This is a genomic window from Janthinobacterium sp. BJB426, assembly GCF_002735705.1.
Classification (GTDB): Bacteria; Pseudomonadota; Gammaproteobacteria; order Burkholderiales; family Burkholderiaceae_D; genus Janthinobacterium.
Genome location: NZ_PDZL01000003.1, coordinates 68,595 through 83,673, shown reverse-complemented (window position 1 = coordinate 83,673; position 15,079 = coordinate 68,595). Strand labels below are relative to the sequence as shown.

16 protein-coding genes are annotated in these 15,079 nt (G+C 61.9%); 5 read left to right on the top strand and 11 right to left on the bottom strand.

The annotated features are described in order from the left end of the window. Positions 1-145: 145 nt before the first annotated feature. The 3 genes from nadA to CSQ93_RS05865 are packed head-to-tail and all read left to right on the top strand — an operon-like array spanning position 146 to position 2,906. Positions 146-1,279 (top strand): quinolinate synthase NadA, encoded by a 1,134-nt coding sequence (gene nadA / locus CSQ93_RS05875; protein WP_099377557.1) that lies wholly within the window; start codon positions 146-148, stop codon positions 1,277-1,279. Continuing rightward, positions 1,276-2,142 carry a carboxylating nicotinate-nucleotide diphosphorylase gene (gene nadC / locus CSQ93_RS05870; protein WP_099377216.1) on the top strand — a complete coding sequence of 289 codons (867 nt, stop codon included), beginning with the start codon at positions 1,276-1,278 and terminating at the stop codon, positions 2,140-2,142. Before nadA ends, nadC begins: the two co-directional genes overlap by 4 nt. Further along, entirely contained in the window at positions 2,142-2,906 is a 765-nt protein-coding gene (locus CSQ93_RS05865) for a substrate-binding periplasmic protein (protein WP_099377215.1), read from the top strand. The genes nadC and CSQ93_RS05865 overlap by 1 nt, the downstream gene beginning before the upstream one ends. Positions 2,907-2,951: 45 nt before the next feature. On the opposite strand, the gene ypfJ is transcribed toward CSQ93_RS05865, so the two are convergent. Beyond that, a complete protein-coding gene (ypfJ, locus tag CSQ93_RS05860; RefSeq protein ID WP_099377214.1) occupies positions 2,952-3,845 on the bottom strand; it encodes a KPN_02809 family neutral zinc metallopeptidase in 894 nt (297 codons plus the stop codon). A 165-nt stretch (positions 3,846-4,010) separates the two neighbouring features. Between ypfJ and CSQ93_RS29350 the strand changes: the two genes are divergently transcribed. Next, positions 4,011-4,904, top strand: a complete 894-nt coding sequence (locus CSQ93_RS29350; RefSeq protein WP_099377213.1) for a GNAT family N-acetyltransferase — start codon at positions 4,011-4,013, stop codon at positions 4,902-4,904. A 31-nt stretch (positions 4,905-4,935) separates the two neighbouring features. On the opposite strand, the gene CSQ93_RS05850 is transcribed toward CSQ93_RS29350, so the two are convergent. The 7 genes from CSQ93_RS05850 to CSQ93_RS05820 form a co-directional block, all read right to left on the bottom strand. Next, positions 4,936-5,616, bottom strand: a complete 681-nt coding sequence (locus CSQ93_RS05850; protein WP_099377212.1) for a DNA alkylation repair protein — start codon at positions 5,614-5,616, stop codon at positions 4,936-4,938. A gap of 58 nt (positions 5,617-5,674) precedes the next feature. After that, the gene (locus CSQ93_RS05845; RefSeq protein ID WP_099377211.1) at positions 5,675-6,451 is read right to left on the bottom strand and encodes a peptidylprolyl isomerase; all 777 of its coding nucleotides are present in this window, start codon (positions 6,449-6,451) and stop codon (positions 5,675-5,677) included. 116 nt (positions 6,452-6,567) lie between these two features. Then, a complete protein-coding gene (locus CSQ93_RS05840) occupies positions 6,568-7,347 on the bottom strand; it encodes a peptidylprolyl isomerase (protein WP_099377210.1) in 780 nt (259 codons plus the stop codon). Positions 7,348-7,431: 84 nt separating this feature from the next. Next, positions 7,432-7,734, bottom strand: a complete 303-nt coding sequence (locus tag CSQ93_RS05835; RefSeq protein WP_233516066.1) for a BolA family protein — start codon at positions 7,732-7,734, stop codon at positions 7,432-7,434. Further along, positions 7,731-8,360 (bottom strand): septation protein A, encoded by a 630-nt coding sequence (locus CSQ93_RS05830; RefSeq protein WP_099377209.1) that lies wholly within the window; start codon positions 8,358-8,360, stop codon positions 7,731-7,733. The genes CSQ93_RS05835 and CSQ93_RS05830 overlap by 4 nt, the downstream gene beginning before the upstream one ends. A gap of 75 nt (positions 8,361-8,435) precedes the next feature. Next, positions 8,436-8,837: a peptide-methionine (R)-S-oxide reductase MsrB gene (gene msrB / locus CSQ93_RS05825; protein WP_099377208.1), complete on the bottom strand. Its 402-nt coding sequence runs from the start codon at positions 8,835-8,837 to the stop codon at positions 8,436-8,438. A 9-nt stretch (positions 8,838-8,846) separates the two neighbouring features. Further along, the gene (locus CSQ93_RS05820) at positions 8,847-10,325 is read right to left on the bottom strand and encodes a protein adenylyltransferase SelO (protein WP_099377207.1); all 1,479 of its coding nucleotides are present in this window, start codon (positions 10,323-10,325) and stop codon (positions 8,847-8,849) included. 226 nt (positions 10,326-10,551) lie between these two features. Here CSQ93_RS05820 and CSQ93_RS05815 point away from each other — a divergent pair, with 226 nt between their 5' ends. Next, positions 10,552-12,204, top strand: a complete 1,653-nt coding sequence (locus tag CSQ93_RS05815) for a 3-(methylthio)propionyl-CoA ligase (protein ID WP_099377206.1) — start codon at positions 10,552-10,554, stop codon at positions 12,202-12,204. A gap of 6 nt (positions 12,205-12,210) precedes the next feature. On the opposite strand, the gene CSQ93_RS05810 is transcribed toward CSQ93_RS05815, so the two are convergent. From CSQ93_RS05810 to CSQ93_RS05800, 3 genes are read right to left on the bottom strand one after another with little or no spacing between them, the layout of a single operon-like run. Further along, a complete protein-coding gene (locus CSQ93_RS05810) occupies positions 12,211-13,746 on the bottom strand; it encodes a chemotaxis protein CheW (protein WP_233516064.1) in 1,536 nt (511 codons plus the stop codon). Beyond that, complete coding sequence (locus CSQ93_RS05805) at positions 13,733-14,257, bottom strand: chemotaxis protein CheD (RefSeq protein ID WP_099377205.1); 525 nt, start codon at positions 14,255-14,257, stop codon at positions 13,733-13,735. The genes CSQ93_RS05810 and CSQ93_RS05805 overlap by 14 nt, the downstream gene beginning before the upstream one ends. Beyond that, on the bottom strand, positions 14,254-15,078 hold the full coding sequence (locus CSQ93_RS05800) for a CheR family methyltransferase (RefSeq protein ID WP_099377204.1): 825 nt from the start codon (positions 15,076-15,078) through the stop codon (positions 14,254-14,256). Before CSQ93_RS05800 ends, CSQ93_RS05805 begins: the two co-directional genes overlap by 4 nt. Position 15,079 lies beyond the last annotated feature (1 nt).

Below are 15,079 nucleotides of genomic sequence, written 5' to 3'. Positions count from 1 at the left end.
GCCGCTCGCTACGGTTTTATCAGGCGTTTGGAAAGCCGGTGGGGTACTCTGGTACCACCCACACCGACGCGCCGCGGTCCTTTCGTTCCGGCGCACCTGCTTTATTGCAATCGTGCCGGTCTATCCCGTTTTGTTTGACACAGCCATGCAAACTTTAGCCATCAAATCCGTCGAGTACGAACATCCACAAGACGGAGCCAGCTGCACTGCCCACGCCTGGGCACGCACGCCAGCGACGCCTTCCCCGGCTGAAAAAGCCGAACTGATCACGCGCATCAAGCGCTTGCTGATCGAGCGCGAAGCCGTGCTCGTTGCCCACTACTACGTTGATGCTGACCTGCAAGACCTGGCGGAAGCCACGGGCGGCTGCGTCTCCGATTCCCTGGAAATGGCCCGCTTCGGGCGCGACCATCCTGCCAAGACCCTCGTCGTGGCCGGCGTGCGCTTCATGGGCGAAACGGCGAAAATCCTCAGTCCCGAAAAAACCGTGCTGATGCCCGACCTCGACGCGACCTGTTCGCTCGACCTCGGCTGCCCGGTGGATGAATTCACGGCCTTCTGCGACGCCCATCCGGACCGCACGGTCGTCGTCTACGCCAACACCAGCGCGGCCGTGAAGGCGCGCGCGGACTGGATGGTGACCTCGTCCATCGGCCTCGATATCGTTGCCCATTTGCATGCGCAGGGCAAGAAAATCCTCTGGGCACCCGACAAGCACCTGGGCGGGTATATCCAGAAGGAAACGGGTGCCGACATGCTGCTGTGGCAGGGTAGCTGCCTCGTGCATGACGAATTCAAGGGCATCGAACTCGATCTGCTCAAGGAAGAGTATCCGCAAGCGAAGGTGCTCGTGCATCCGGAGTCGCCCGCGAACGTGGTGGCGCTGGCCGACATGGTGGGTTCCACGTCGCAAATGATTGCGGCAGCGCAAACCATGGACACGGACACGTTCATTGTCGCCACCGACAACGGCATCCTGCACAAGATGCGCGCGGCCGCGCCGGGCAAACGTTTCATCGAAGCGCCCACGGCCGGCAACAGCGCCACCTGCAAGAGTTGCGCGCATTGCCCGTGGATGGCCATGAACGGTTTGCTGAACCTGGCGGAAACGCTGGAAAACATGCACAACGAAATCCACGTCGATCCCGCCGTCGGCCAGCTGGCCGTGCGCTCGATCAATCGCATGCTCGACTTCGCCGCCGCCAAGAAGGCAGGCCTTAAGCCGGGTGCGGATCTGGCAAAAGAAACCACATTGTTCCAAGGAATCGGTCCAGCATGAGTACCCTCGTTAATTCTTTCGCTCCTTTCGATCCGGCCCTGGCGCGCGCGTTCGAAGGCAATTTGCTGGCCGCCTTGCTGGAAGACGTGGGTCAATGCGACCTGACGGGCGAGCTGGTGCCGCCTGACCATATCGTCACGGCCCGTGTCATCGTGCGCGAAGCGGCCGTGCTGTGCGGCGCGCCGTGGTTCGAAGGCATCATGAAAAGCCTGGACCGCAGCATCGATATTGCCTGGCATTACGCCGAAGGCGACATGATGGCGGCCGACAGCGTCGTTTGCACGATCGAGGCGCCGGCGCGCGCCTTGCTCACGGCCGAGCGCAGCGCTCTCAATTTTCTGCAACTGCTGTCGGCCGTGGCCACGGCCACGCGCCAGTATGTCGATGTGGTCGCCGGCACCAAGGCCTCCATTTTAGATACGCGCAAGACCTTGCCTGGCCTGCGCCTGGCACAAAAGTATGCGGTGCGCGTGGGTGGCGGCAAGAACCAGCGCCTGGCCCTGTATGACGGCATCCTGATCAAGGAAAACCACATCGCGGCCGCGGGCGGCGTCAGCCAGGCCCTGGAAAACGCGCGCAACCTCGACGCGGGCGTGCCCGTGCAAATCGAGGTGGAAACCCTGGCGCAATTGCAGGAAGCGCTGGATGCGGGCGCCGTCTCCGTCCTGCTCGATAACTTCAGCAACGACATGATGCGCGAGGCCGTGGCCGTTACCAAGGGCCGCGCCTTGCTGGAAGCGTCCGGCGGCATCAATGTCGACACCGTGCGCGCCATTGCCGAAACGGGCGTGGACCGCATCTCGATCGGCAGCCTGACCAAGGATGTGCGGGCCACCGATTACTCCTTGCGCATCGTCGGCTGATGAGCAGAGCAGGGCGGCGCCTGCTGGCCCTGGCGCTGCTGTGGTCTGCGCTGCTTGTACCATCGCAGGCGCCAGCGCGGGAACTGCTGGCCGTGGGCGCGCAGTTCGAGCGCGTGTTCGAGTATCAAAACAGCGGTGAATATGGCGGCCTGGGCGCGGAACTGCTGCGCCTGATGGCGGCGCGCACGGGCAATACCGTGCGTTTTCGCATGGTGCCATGGGCGCGCGCGCAAGCCATGCTGGTGCAGGGCCAGGCCGATATCCTGATCGGCCCCTACAAGACGCCCGAGCGCATTGCCAGCATGGCGTTTTCCGACAAGCCGTTCTACCAGGACCAGATGGTCTTCTATACGCGCCAGGACGCCAGCTTCGGCTGGGATGGTGACTACGCGGTGCTGAAGAGCCGCCGGGTGGTGCTGCTCAACGGCTGGGCCTATGGCGCGGACTGGGAGCGCGTGCGGCCCGGCTTGCAGGTCAGCGTGGCCAACAATGTGGAAAATGGCTTGAAGATGCTGGTGCACAACCACGTCGACGTGTTTGTCAGCAACCGCCGCAATACCGACCCCGTCATTGCCCGCCTGGGCTACGGCCGCCAGGTGAAGCCCTTGCCCAAAGTCATCGACATACAAAACGGCTATTTCGCCTTCCCCCGCTCGCCCGCTTTCGACAAGCTGCGCCTGCAGTTCGACCAGGAACTGAATAACCTGATCGAGACGGGCGAGCTGAAAAGACTGGGCAAGCGCTACGACGTCAGCGTGCCCTGATGGATGCGCATGCCGGCCCGCGCGGGGCGGCATGCGTGGATTCATTTACAACTGGCGCGCTTCGAACGTATTGCACTGGGCAATCTGGCCGCTTTCGATGCCCTTGGTAAACCAGCGCACGCGCTGTTCCGAGGTGCCGTGCGTAAACGAATCCGGCACGACATGGCCTTGCGACTGGCGCTGCAGCGCATCGTCGCCGATGGCCGTGGCCGCTTTCAGGGCCGCTTCCACGTCGCCTTGTTCCAGGATCTTGCGGTCGGCGTTCGCGTGATATGCCCACACGCCGGCAAAGCAGTCGGCCTGCAATTCCAGGCGCACGGACATGGCGTTGGCCTGGCGCTCCGATTGCGTGCGGCGGGCCTTGTCGACCTTTTCGGACAAGCCCATCAGGTTCTGCACGTGGTGACCCACTTCATGCGCGATCACGTAGGCTTCGGCAAATTCGCCCGAGACCTTGAAGCGCTGCTGCATCAGGTTGAAGAAGTCGAGGTCCAGATAGACTTTCTGGTCGCCGGGGCAGTAGAACGGCCCGCTGGCGCTCTGGCCCGTGCCGCAAGCCGTCGGCGTGCTGCCGGAAAACAGTACCAGCTTGGGTTTCACGTAGCTGCCGCCTTCGGCCTTGAACAGGGCGCCCCACGTGTCTTCCGTATCGGCCAGCACGGTCTTCACGAAGCGGGCCATGTCGTCCGATTCGGGTGGCTGGCGCGCCGGCGCCTGGCTTTGCTGGGTGCTGATCTGGCCGCCACCGCCGCTGAGCAGGTTGAGCAAAGTCAAGGGATTGACGCCCAGCACATACGAGCCGACGAGGGCGATGACGATGGTGCCGATGCCGATCGAGCGCCCGCCGAAACCAAAGCCGCCGCCACCGCCGCTCCCACCGCCGTCTTCGCCACGGCGATCTTCCACATTGTCGCTTTCGCGATTGCCTTCCCATTTCATGATATCTACTCCTGCTGCGATTTGCGATTGATTGGTGACGCCGCAAGATGTCTCTTGCGGTGAATCTTATAATGAATCTTACAATTATCGCAGCAAACCGCGCCGCGACAGGAGCGACAGTGTTACGCTTTGCAACTTTCCAACCACATCACAACAGGTGCACGCATGGCGCTTGCCAACGATACACTCATTTCGCCAACGGCGGTGATCCAGGCACAACTGGACGCCTATAACGCACACGACGTGCCAGCCTTGCTGGCCATCTATGCCGATGACGCACAGCAATTCCAGCACCCCGACACCTTGCTGGCCACGGGCAGCGCGCAGATCGGCCCCCGTTTCACGGCCCGCTTTGCCGCCAGCCGGCCGCGGGCGCAGTTGCTCAAGCGCATAGCCTGCGGCAAGCTGGTGATCGACCATGAAATCGTCCATGGCGACACGGACGATGGCGTGTCGGCACAGGAACTGGTGGCGACGTATGAAGTGGAGCAGGGCCGCATCCGCCGTGCCTGGTTCAGCTTTGGCGCTTTGAGCAGCTTGCGCGTGGCGCTGCCGGCCGATGTACCGGCCATGAATGCGCTGATCACCCGTTCCGGCGTGGAACTGAGCGCGGGATTTTATACGCAGGAACAGGCCGCGTCCGTGACGCGCCACGTGTTCGGCGTCGATACGCAACTCGTTGCCGACCGGACGTATTTCGTCATCGAACGCGATGGCGCCATGCTGGCTTGCGGCGGCTGGAGCCAGCGCGCCACCCTGTATGGCGCCGACCGCGCCAAGAGCGGGCCGGACCCGCTGCTCGATCCGGCCAGCCAGCCGGGCCGCATCCGCGCCTTCTTTGTCGAACCCGCTGCCGCGCGCCAGGGCCTGGGCAGCATGCTGATGCGCCATTGCGAACGCCAGGCCCTGGCTGCCGGTTTTACTGCCCTGGAACTGGCCGCCACCTTGCCCGGCGTGCCGCTGTACCTGGCCAGCGGCTTTGCCGTCACGGAAGAGTTTCACCTGGACTTGCCTGACGACATCAAGCTGCCGCTGGCGCGCATGCACAAGCGGCTGTGAATCTCGGTTGTGAAGCTCGGTGGGCCGGCGTTCAGCGTGGCTGGTGCTTCAGCGCTTCGCGGTAGCTGAGCGGCGACAGTTGCTGGCGGTGCGCGTTGGCAAATACCGTCACGGCTTCGGGCGCGTGGCGGGCGTAATCGCGCAAGGCCCAGCCGATGGCCTTGCGGATGAAAAACTCATCTTCATGCGCCAGCGCGAGGGCCGCGTCAAATAGCCAGCCGGCATCCGTGTCGGCGCGCCAGCCCAACTGGTGCAGCATGGCGATGCGGCGCAGCCAGAAATCGTCATGCCGCAAGGCGCCCGCCATGTGCGCATGGCCGTCGCCGCCGCGCTGGTGCGCCGCCTGCAGCACCTCGCCGATGATGCCCGCCATGCCATCCACGCTGTCCCACCAGGCCCTTTGGCGCGCCAGTGCCAGCAGGGCGGGGAGGTGGCAGACGTCCAGTTGCCGCCGGTGCAGGGCCAGCATGTCGAGCGCCACGTGCTGGTATTCGCGCTGCGGCTGCTGCCACAGCCGTTGCGCATGTTGCAGCAAGGTCCCGGCATCGACGCCCTTCAGGCCCGCCAGCAAGCCCCTGGCGGCCAGCCGCCGCTGCGGCGCTGCCACGCCCAGGAACACAAACTGGCCGCGCATGTAGGCTTGCATGGGCCCCGCACGGCCCGGTTCGGCAACCGCTTCCAGCGCGATTTTTAATTCTTGATGTAGATTCATGGTATCTCCAGGCGTAAAAAAGGCGCTCCGTGGAGCGCCTTTTCATCTTCATCCGATATTACTGGATTTTTGCCTTCTTCATCAACTCATCGCGGTAAGCGGCGAGTTTCTTCTGTTGCAGCGATTCGGATACCTGGCCCTTGACTTCTTCCAGTGCCGGCAGCTTCGTCGGACGGGTTTCTTCCAGCTTGATCACGTGGAAGCCGAATTGCGATTGCACTGGCGTTTGCGTGACCTGGCCTGGTTTCAGGGCGACCATGGCGTCGGAGAATGGCTTCACGTACGAAGCTGGGCTGGCCCAGTCCAAGTCGCCGCCATTGGCTGCGGAGCCGTCTTTCGATACTTTCGCCAGTTCTTCGAACTTGGCGCCGCCTTTCAGCTTGGCGATGATGTCTTTCGCTTCCGCTTCGGTGGCCACCAGGATGTGGCGTGCATGGTATTCCTTGTCGCCCGCTTGCGCCTTGAACTTGTCGTATTCGGCCTTGATTTCAGCGTCCTTGACGGGGTTTTTCTTGACGTAGTCGGCCAGCAGGGCGTTGATGATGATGCTTTGACGGGCATTGTCGATCTGCGACTTGACTTCCGGACGCGTGCCGTAGCCTTGCTTGTCGGCTTCCTGGATCAGCACTTCACGGCCGATCAGGTCTTTCTTGATGGCTTCGCGCAGTTGCGGCGAATCCGCTTGTTTGCCTTGGGCGACGACTTGCTTGACGACCTGGTCGACGCGCGACGACGGGATGGCCTTGCCATTCACGGTGGCCACGTTTTGCGCGAACGCAGGGATCGCTACAACGGCGACCAGGGCTAAGATCAGGCGGGCTGGCTTCAAAATCATGTTCATTCCTAATAAGTATACAAAAACCGATACAAAAGATCGCGACTGACGTGCAGTGCGCATTCAGGCGCAGAATACACGACCGGCGCCGAAAAGGGCGCCGGGGAAGTCAGTTCTTACTGAACTTTTGCTTTTTTGATCATTTCTTCCTGATACGCTTGCAGTTTCTTTTGCTGCAGCGCTTCGGCGATCTGTGGCTTGACTTCTTCCAGGGTCGGCAGTTTTGCCGCGCGGGTGTCGTCCAGCTTGATCACGTGGAAACCGTTAGGCGTTTGCACCGGGGTGTCGGTGACCTGGCCTTTTTGCAGTTTCACGAAGGCGTCGGAGAAGACTTTCGGGAAGGACGATGGCGCTGCCCAGTCCAGGTCGCCGCCATTGTCGGCCGAACCGGCATCTTTCGATTGCTTGGCCAGGTCTTCGAACTTGGCGCCACCTTTCAGCTTGGCGATGATGTCTTTCGCTTCCGCTTCGGTGCTGACCAGGATGTGGCGCACGTGGTATTCCTTGTCGCCGGTCTGGGCCACGAAGCGGTCGTATTCCGCCTTGATTTCAGCGTCGTTGACAGGGTTCTTTTTCAGGTAGTCGCCGACCAGGGCGTTGATGACGATGGCCTGGCGTGCGTTCTCGATTTGCTGCTTGACGGCTGCATCTTTACCGAAACCTTTGTTTTCCGCTTCTTGCATCAGCACTTCACGGCCGATCAAGTCCTTCTTGATCATTTCGCGCAGTTGCGGCGAATCCGGTTGCTGGCCTTGGGCGACGACTTGCTTGACGACTGCATCAACGCGCGACGATGGGATAGGCTTGCCATTAACAACGGCAACATTTTGCGCAAAAACAGGTACCGCGACAACGGCGAGTAGTGCGATCAGCAAGCGGGCTGGCTTAAAAGTCATTATTAAATCCTGTTAGGGAAAGTTTCGTAAAAAACGCATGGAAAGAAATTGATAACATGGCTCGGGTACGCCAAAACGCCATCCTTACACTACTTCGGACGGCGCCAGGGCCACAATCGCCAATGCATGTATCTCATTATGCATCATATCGTGCACGGAATCATACACCAGTCGATGGCGCATGACGAGCCTGAGCCCCTCAAATTGATTAGAAATAATGCGTAGATTGTAATGGCCTCCGCCGGAGGCTGCGCCGGCATGGCCCCGGTGGCGCGCCGAGTCGTCTTCCAGCACGCATTCCAGAGGGGAAAGTGCCGTTTCAAGGCGGGTACGAATACGCTGCATGCGCGTTTCCGGCGCGGTGTTTTCGGTGGTGGTGCTCATCATGCGTCTTCCTTGATATGTTTAGCCAGGAACAGGGTTTGCGCCACGATGAAGGCAAAGAAGATGCCCGTCGCGCCAAACGCCTTGAAGCTGACCCAGGCAGCCATGTCGCCCTTGTACAGCACGAAGGCGACGAACAGGTTCAGTGCGCCGATGGCGCCAAAGAAAATGATCCATGCGGCCAGCAACTGGTTCCATACGGCATCAGGCAATTGCACCTGCGCTTCCATGGTCTTGCGGATCAGGTTTTTCTTGAAACCCACCTGGGCGATCAGGAGGGCGAGGCCGGACAGCCAGTAGATCAGGGTCGGCTTCCATTTCAGGAAGAAATCGTCATGCAGGTAAATGCTGGCGCCGCCGAACACGACAAAGATGAACAGCGACAGCCACAGCATGCCGTCCACCTTGCGTCCGCGCAGCAGCAGATAGCTGACCTGGCAAGCCGTGGCGACGATGCCGACGAGGGTGGCGAGTATCCACGGCGCCTGGTCGGCTTTGATCAGGCCGCCAGACACGAAGCCGGACAAATATTGCTGCACGAAATCGTGCGTGGCCGCTTCATACATGCCGCCCAGTTTGAAGGCGGCGAAGAAGGCGATCAGGGGGAATAGGTCGAATAGAAATTTCATGGCGAGACTTTACACTGGTCTTATTAGAATCATCTTAGGAATGGCTTAGGAGCAAGGCCCAAGCCATTGCCAGCATCAAGGCTGCGGATCGAAGCGCAAGGAGGCCGAATTGATGCAGTAGCGCAAGCCGGTCGGTGGCGGGCCGTCCGGGAAGACGTGGCCCAGGTGGGCGTCGCAGACGGCGCAGACGATTTCCGTGCGCAGCATGCCGTGGGTACGGTCGACGATCTCCGTCACGTTGGCCGGGTCGAGGGCCTGGAAATAGCTGGGCCAGCCGCAGCCGGAATCGAACTTCGTATCCGAGGCAAACAGGGGCGTGTTGCAGCAGACGCAGGTATAGATGCCATGTTCATGGTGGTCCCAGAACTTGCCCGTGAACGCGCGTTCCGTGGTTGCGTGGCGCGTGACTTCGTATTGCATCGAGTCGAGCATGGCGCGCCATTCGGCGTCGGTTTTTTTGACTTTATTCGTGGTCATAATGACTCCTCAGGATGAGCAACTGACTTCAAGGTGGCTGGCCCAGTCGGGCGGCAGGGCCGCATAGTGCTGGTGTTCAGGCTGTTCGTCAAATGGCTTTTGCAGTATTTCCAGCAATTTCGCCACTTCCGTGTAATCGTGCTGCTGGGCTTTTTCGATGGCCACTTGCGCCAGGTAGTTGCGCAGCACGTATTTCGGGTTGACCAGGTTCATCGCTGTTTGCCGTTCGGCATCGACGCTGTGCTCTTGCAACAGGCGCGCGCGGTATTGTGCCGCCCACGCATCGAAGGCGGGGCGGTCGATGAACAGGTCGCGCAGCACCGTGTCGTGCTCGGGGGCCGCCACTTGCAGAGTCGCCAGAGCGCGGAAGAAGTTCGTGAAATCCACGTGATTGGCTTGCATCAGCGCAAACATGCTGTCGAACAGCGCCGTATCGTCGTCTTGCGCCGAGCGCAAGCCCAGCTTGGCGCGCAGCAAGGCATTCATCTTCTCCGCAAAGGCCGGCTGGTAGCTGTCCAGCGCAGCCTGCGCCAGTTCCACTTCGCCGATCAGCGGCAGCAGGGCCTGGCCCAGCGCATAGCAGTTCCAGTGGCCCACCTGCGGCTGGTTGGCGTAGGAATAGCGGCCCTGCTGGTCAGTATGGTTGCAGATGTGCTCGGCATCAAACGCTTCCATGAAGCCGAAGGGGCCGTAATCGAGCGTCAGCCCCAGGATCGACATATTGTCCGTGTTCATGACGCCATGCATGAAGCCCACGGCTTGCCAGTGCGCAATCATGTGCGCCGTGCGCACGCTCACTTCGGCCAGCAAGGCTTGATATGGATTTGATGCAGCGCGCAAATGGGGATAAAAACTGTCGATGACGTAATCGGCAAGGATTTTCAGCTCGTCCGGCTGCTTGCGGTAAAACCAGTGTTCGAACGAGCCGAAGCGCACAAAACTGGGCGCCATGCGCGTGACGACGGCGGCAGTCTCGACTGTTTCACGCATGATGCCTTGCTGCGAACCCATGATGGACAGCGCGCGCGAGGTGGGAATGCCCAGCGCCGCCATGGCTTCCGAGCACAGGAATTCGCGGATGGACGAGCGCAGCACGGCGCGTCCGTCGCCCATGCGCGAATACGGCGTGGCGCCGGCGCCTTTCAGCTGCAGCTCCATCGGACCGGTTTCTGTGGCGATATCGCCCAGCAGGATGGCGCGGCCATCGCCCAGCTGGCCGGCCCAGACGCCGAACTGGTGGCCCGAATACACGGCCGACAGGGGCAGCGAGCGCTCGGCAACCGCATTGCCGCTCAGCAGTTCCACGTAAGCGGACTCGGCCAGGCGCGCGGCGTCGAGGCCGATCAGGCTAGCGGCTGGCGCGCTGGCGGCCACGAAATACGGGGCGGGCAGGGGCGTGGGCATCAAGCGCGTGTAGAACGCGGGCGGCAAGGCCGCAAAGGCGTTATCCAGTGGTAAGGTATGAGCGGTAATGGCAATTCCATTCAAATAAGATGTAGCGGCACGGTGCGCCAGCCTGGAAGGCGATTTTACCGCACGGCGCGAAGGTGCGTGGCGGGCCCGGTAATGGGAGCCAATGCGGCAAAAAACGGAATCAAAAATTCCATGCTGCAATGCAATATCGAAATGCGTTGACGATTTCCGCACGACCGTACGAAACTAAGGAAAATCTTTAAATTCCAACAACAAGCAAGCAGCCAACCCAGGAGACACGATGTCGGCATTCCCCTTGAGTCCAGTGATGGGCCAGATGATGAATCAGCCCCTGCTGATTTCCAGCATTATCGAGTTTGCAGCGCGTCATTATGGAGGCAGCGAAATCATTTCGCGGCGGGTGGAGGGCGATATGCACCGCTACACCTACCGCGATTGCCACCAGCGCGCGCGGCGCCTGGCGAATGCCTTGCATGGCCTCGGCGTCGGCATGGGCGACCGGGTCGCCACGCTGGCCTGGAATGGTTATCGGCACCTGGAAGCCTATTATGCCGTGTCCGGCTCGGGTGCCGTCTTGCACACGATCAATCCGCGCCTGTTTCCCGACCAGATCGCCTACATCTCGAACCATGCGGAAGACCAGGTCTTGCTGTTTGATCTGACCTTTTTGCCCGTGGTGGAGAAAATCGCCGCCGACTGCACCTTCGTGCGCCATTTCGTGCTGATGTGCGACCGCGACCGCATGCCCGCCAGCAGCACGATTCCCGACCTGCTGTGCTATGAAGACTTGATCGCCACGCATTCCGACGATTACGCCTGGCCCTTGTTCGACGAGAATGCGGCCGCCACCCTGTGCTACACGTCGGGCACGACGGGCAACCCCAAGGGCGCCCTGTATTCGCACCGCTCGACCGTGCTGCACGCGTATGCCTCGGCCATGCCCAGCGCCCTCAACGTGCGCGCCTCGGATACCGTGCTGCCCGTCGTGCCCATGTTCCACGTGAATGCCTGGGGCCTGCCGTATTCCGTGCCCCTGTCCGGCGCGCGCATGGTGTTTCCCGGCGCGGCGCTCGATGGCAAGTCGCTGTATGAATTGTTCGAGGCGGAAAAAGTGACGTTCTCGGCCGGCGTGCCTACAGTCTGGCTGGGTTTGCTCAACCACGCCTTGCAGAATAATCTGCAATTTTCCACTTTCCGCCGCACGGTGATCGGCGGCGCGGCGTGTCCGCCGGCCATGATGGATACCCTGATCGACAAGTTCGACGTGGAAGTCATCCACGCCTGGGGCATGACGGAAATGTCGCCGCTGGGCACGGCCGGCGGCTTGCAGACCAAGCACCTGGACTTGCCGAAGGACGAGCAGCGCAAGATCCTGCAAAAACAGGGCCATGCGATCTACGGCGTGGACATGAAGATCGTCGACGACGACGGCAAGGAATTGCCGTGGGATGGCATCAGTTATGGCCATTTGCTGGTGAAAGGACCGTGGATCATTTCCTCGTATTACAAGAACGAGGGTGGCGACGTGTTACAGGATGGCTGGTTCCCCACGGGCGACGTGGCCACCATCGATACGGATGGCTACATGCAGATCACGGACCGCAGCAAGGACGTGATCAAGTCGGGCGGCGAGTGGATCGGCACCATCGACCTGGAAAACCTTGCCATGGCGCACCCGGCCGTGTTGCAGGCGGCCTGCATCGGCGTGTTTCACCCGAAATGGGACGAGCGCCCCGTGCTCGTCGTCGTGCTGCGCCCCGGCATGACGGTGACGCGCGATGCCTTGTTGCAGTTTTTCGAGGGCAAGATTGCCAAGTGGTGGACGCCGGACGACGTGCTGTTCATCGACGCCTTGCCCATGGGCGCCACGGGCAAGATCCAGAAAAACAAGCTGCGCGAGCAGTTCAAGGGGCACCAGCTGCCGGGGATGTAAAGCAGCCTAGGCCGCCCGCGGCAGCGCCGACCCCAGCTTTTCCAGCAAGTGATCGCACTGGAAAACGGACAGGGTCTGGCGCTGCGCATCCGTGCCGATATCGATCATCTCATCCATTTCGCTGCGCAAGTCGTCATGCTCTCCCGTGCGGATGATTTGCGGCGCCGCAAAGCGCTGGCTGTCGGAAATGGTCATGATGTTATCGACATGGTCGACAAGGAAGCCGTAGCGCTCGGCGCCCCGTTCCACGATGAGGATCTTGCCCGCGCTGGCGTCCGGCAAGGCCGGCATGGCGTACAACTGGCGCAGGTCGATGATGCTGATCATTTGCTGGCGTAAATTGAGCATGCCGCGCATGCAGGCCGGCATGCCCGGCGGCGTCGTGATGGCGCCGCTGAAGTCGATGATTTCGCGCACTTGCCCGATTTCCACGGCGAAGCGGGTTTCCACCGTAAACGTGATGTAGACGCGGCGCGGCGCCTTGCGCGTGGTGGCCGTTTTCGCGTCCGTGTCGGCCGGGTACAGGCGCGCGTGGCCGTCGCGCATCTCGACGATCTCGGCCTGCGACAGGATGCCCTTGTGGTCGAGGAAAATGATGTCGCCCAGCCCCTCTTTCGTGATACAGCCGGCAAACATGGCGGCGCGCGCCTTGCTCAGCAGGGGAATCGGCAGCACCTCGTCGCCAAAGAAATGCACGATGCTGTCGACGGAATCGACGAGGAAGCCCACGGTCGTGTCGTCGAGGCGCACGACGATGATGCGCTGATCGCCTGTTGCGGCCGTGACCGCCGTGCCGGACGCGGGCGCCTGCAGCAGCGCGCCGAAGTCGACGACGGCCACCTGGCTGCCGCGAAAATGCATGCGCCCCAGGCACAGTTCGCTGTTCAGCAGGGAGCTGTGCAGTTCCGGCACCCGGATGATTTCCTGGATGGCCAGCATTTCAAAGGCAAACGTGGCGCCGGCCGCACGGAAGCTGACGCATTGCCGGCGTTCGCTTTGGGCATGGTAGCGGGCCGTGCTCAGCTTGGCGCCCGTCGCCTGCAGGGCCAGCACATGGGGCACGTTTTCGATGCGCAGCAGGGCGTGCGGGTCGAGTACCTGCAGCAGGCGCGCGCCGCCGCCCTGCAGGATGGTGCCGGCGATGACGGCGTGGCTGTCGCCGGCCGCATATTGCAGGGCGCTGCGGGCGCTGGCGGGCACGCGCAGGATCTCTCCCGTATCCTGGAAGACGATGCCGATCAGCACTTGCTGGAAGTCGAGGATGGCGATCTTGTCCGTGGCCACGGCGCGCGGCGCATCGGCGCGGAACAAGCGGCCCAGGTTGACCACCGGAATGACGCTGCCGCGCAAGGTGAACATGCCTTCCAGATACGCGGGCGACAGGGGCAGGGCCGTGACTTTCGCGGGGTAGTTCACCACTTCGCGGATGCAGCTGGCGGGCAGGGCGAATTCATCGTCGCCCAGGTGGAAGGAACCGAACAGTTCTGTGGCCGTGTCGCTTGCGCCCTGCGCTTGCAAGCCTGTCGCTTCATGCATATCCATATGCGCCTTCCTTGCGTGGAATCCATTCGGGTTGCGCCACCACATCGGTGACGGCATAGCTGTGCCGGGCGCAATCGATCAGCAACTGGCGCCCATGGCGGCCGCCCAGCGCGCAAAAACTGACGTGCAAGCCGCACTGGTCCAGGTACTTTTGCGCCGCTTCCGCGTTTTGCCGGCCCACTTGCAGGCGTCCATTGCGCGGGCCAAACATGCTGGCGCCGCCCGCCAGCACCACGTCGATATCGGCGTAGTCGGCCTGGCGCACGCCCATCAGGCGCAGCAGCGAAGGCACGGCCTGGCTTACATAGCGTGCCCCCAGGCTGCTGTCGGCGCCCGGCGCTTCCGGCAGCAAACAGTGGGCCAGACCGCAGCACGGGCCATTCTTCCAGATGAAGCCGATGCCGATGCACGAGCCCAGCAAGGCTTGCAGCTGCTCGCCATGCGTGCCCACGCTAAGTTGTCCCATGCCAACATGGTGCAGCGGCAAGCCAGGGTCGAGGATGATGCTCATGCGCTACCCGCCTTATAAATCATGGGAAACTCAAATTGGTAGCCGGTGCCGAGCCGGGCGATGGTTTCCGACTCGCCCAGGATCAGCCGGCCTTCGTCCTTCAGGCTCAGGCGCGCCTGGCGCAGCACGGTTTCCTGGTGCTCGGCATCGAAATAAATGAGCACGTTGCGCAGGAAGACCAGGTCGAACTGCCGCGCCGGGCGCAATGCGTCCAGCAGATTATGCTGGGCAAAGCTGACGTTTTGCCGCAATTCCTCGTTGACCTGGACGCCATACGGCGCGGGCGTGAAATATTTGCGCAGCAAGTCCGGGTGCGACAGGCGGATGCGCTCGACGGAGCGGCCGCTGTACTGGCCGGCCCGCGCCGCGCCGAGGATCTGCTGCGAAATGTCGCTGGCCAGGATCTGGTAGCGGAAGGCGGGCGCTTGCAGCTTGAATTGCTCGCACAGCATGGCGATCGAATACAGTTCTTCGCCGCTGGCGGCGGCCGCCGACCAGATGGACAGGCAGCCGTCCGGATGCGCGCGGGCCCAGGCGGGCAGGTAGCGGTCGCGGAAATAATCCCAGATCGACGGCGTGCGGAAGAACAGGGTGTCATTGGTGGTCACCAGGTCGATGAAATGGGCCACTTCATCGCGGTCGCTGGCCACGCGGTCCAGATAAGCCTGGTAGCTGTGCAGGGACAGCGCCTGCAGCCGTGGCTGCAAGCGCCGTTCCAGCAAGACGCTCTTGCGCGCCGTCATGGCGATGCCCGTATGCTCGCGCACCAGCGCGATCAGGGTCGTCAGCACCTCGGGCGTCAAGGTGGCCGCGTGGCTCATG

Bases quoted from the DNA above. Each gene is read 5' to 3' on its own strand.
- CSQ93_RS05845 (WP_099377211.1), bottom strand. From the start codon at position 6,451: ATGATTTTGAAGCCAGCCCGCCTGATCTTAGCCCTGGTCGCCGTTGTA.
- CSQ93_RS29350 (WP_099377213.1), top strand. From the start codon at position 4,011: ATGGCGCTTGCCAACGATACACTCATTTCGCCAACGGCGGTGATCCAG.
- CSQ93_RS05805 (WP_099377205.1), bottom strand. From the start codon at position 14,257: ATGAGCATCATCCTCGACCCTGGCTTGCCGCTGCACCATGTTGGCATG.
- CSQ93_RS05835 (WP_233516066.1), bottom strand. From the start codon at position 7,734: ATGATGAGCACCACCACCGAAAACACCGCGCCGGAAACGCGCATGCAG.
- CSQ93_RS05830 (WP_099377209.1), bottom strand. From the start codon at position 8,360: ATGAAATTTCTATTCGACCTATTCCCCCTGATCGCCTTCTTCGCCGCC.
- CSQ93_RS05865 (WP_099377215.1), top strand. From the start codon at position 2,142: ATGAGCAGAGCAGGGCGGCGCCTGCTGGCCCTGGCGCTGCTGTGGTCT.
- CSQ93_RS05840 (WP_099377210.1), bottom strand. From the start codon at position 7,347: ATGACTTTTAAGCCAGCCCGCTTGCTGATCGCACTACTCGCCGTTGTC.
- CSQ93_RS05800 (WP_099377204.1), bottom strand. From the start codon at position 15,078: ATGAGCCACGCGGCCACCTTGACGCCCGAGGTGCTGACGACCCTGATC.
- CSQ93_RS05815 (WP_099377206.1), top strand. From the start codon at position 10,552: ATGTCGGCATTCCCCTTGAGTCCAGTGATGGGCCAGATGATGAATCAG.
- ypfJ (WP_099377214.1), bottom strand. From the start codon at position 3,845: ATGAAATGGGAAGGCAATCGCGAAAGCGACAATGTGGAAGATCGCCGT.
- nadA (WP_099377557.1), top strand. From the start codon at position 146: ATGCAAACTTTAGCCATCAAATCCGTCGAGTACGAACATCCACAAGAC.
- nadC (WP_099377216.1), top strand. From the start codon at position 1,276: ATGAGTACCCTCGTTAATTCTTTCGCTCCTTTCGATCCGGCCCTGGCG.
- CSQ93_RS05850 (WP_099377212.1), bottom strand. From the start codon at position 5,616: ATGAATCTACATCAAGAATTAAAAATCGCGCTGGAAGCGGTTGCCGAA.
- msrB (WP_099377208.1), bottom strand. From the start codon at position 8,837: ATGACCACGAATAAAGTCAAAAAAACCGACGCCGAATGGCGCGCCATG.
- CSQ93_RS05810 (WP_233516064.1), bottom strand. From the start codon at position 13,746: ATGGATATGCATGAAGCGACAGGCTTGCAAGCGCAGGGCGCAAGCGAC.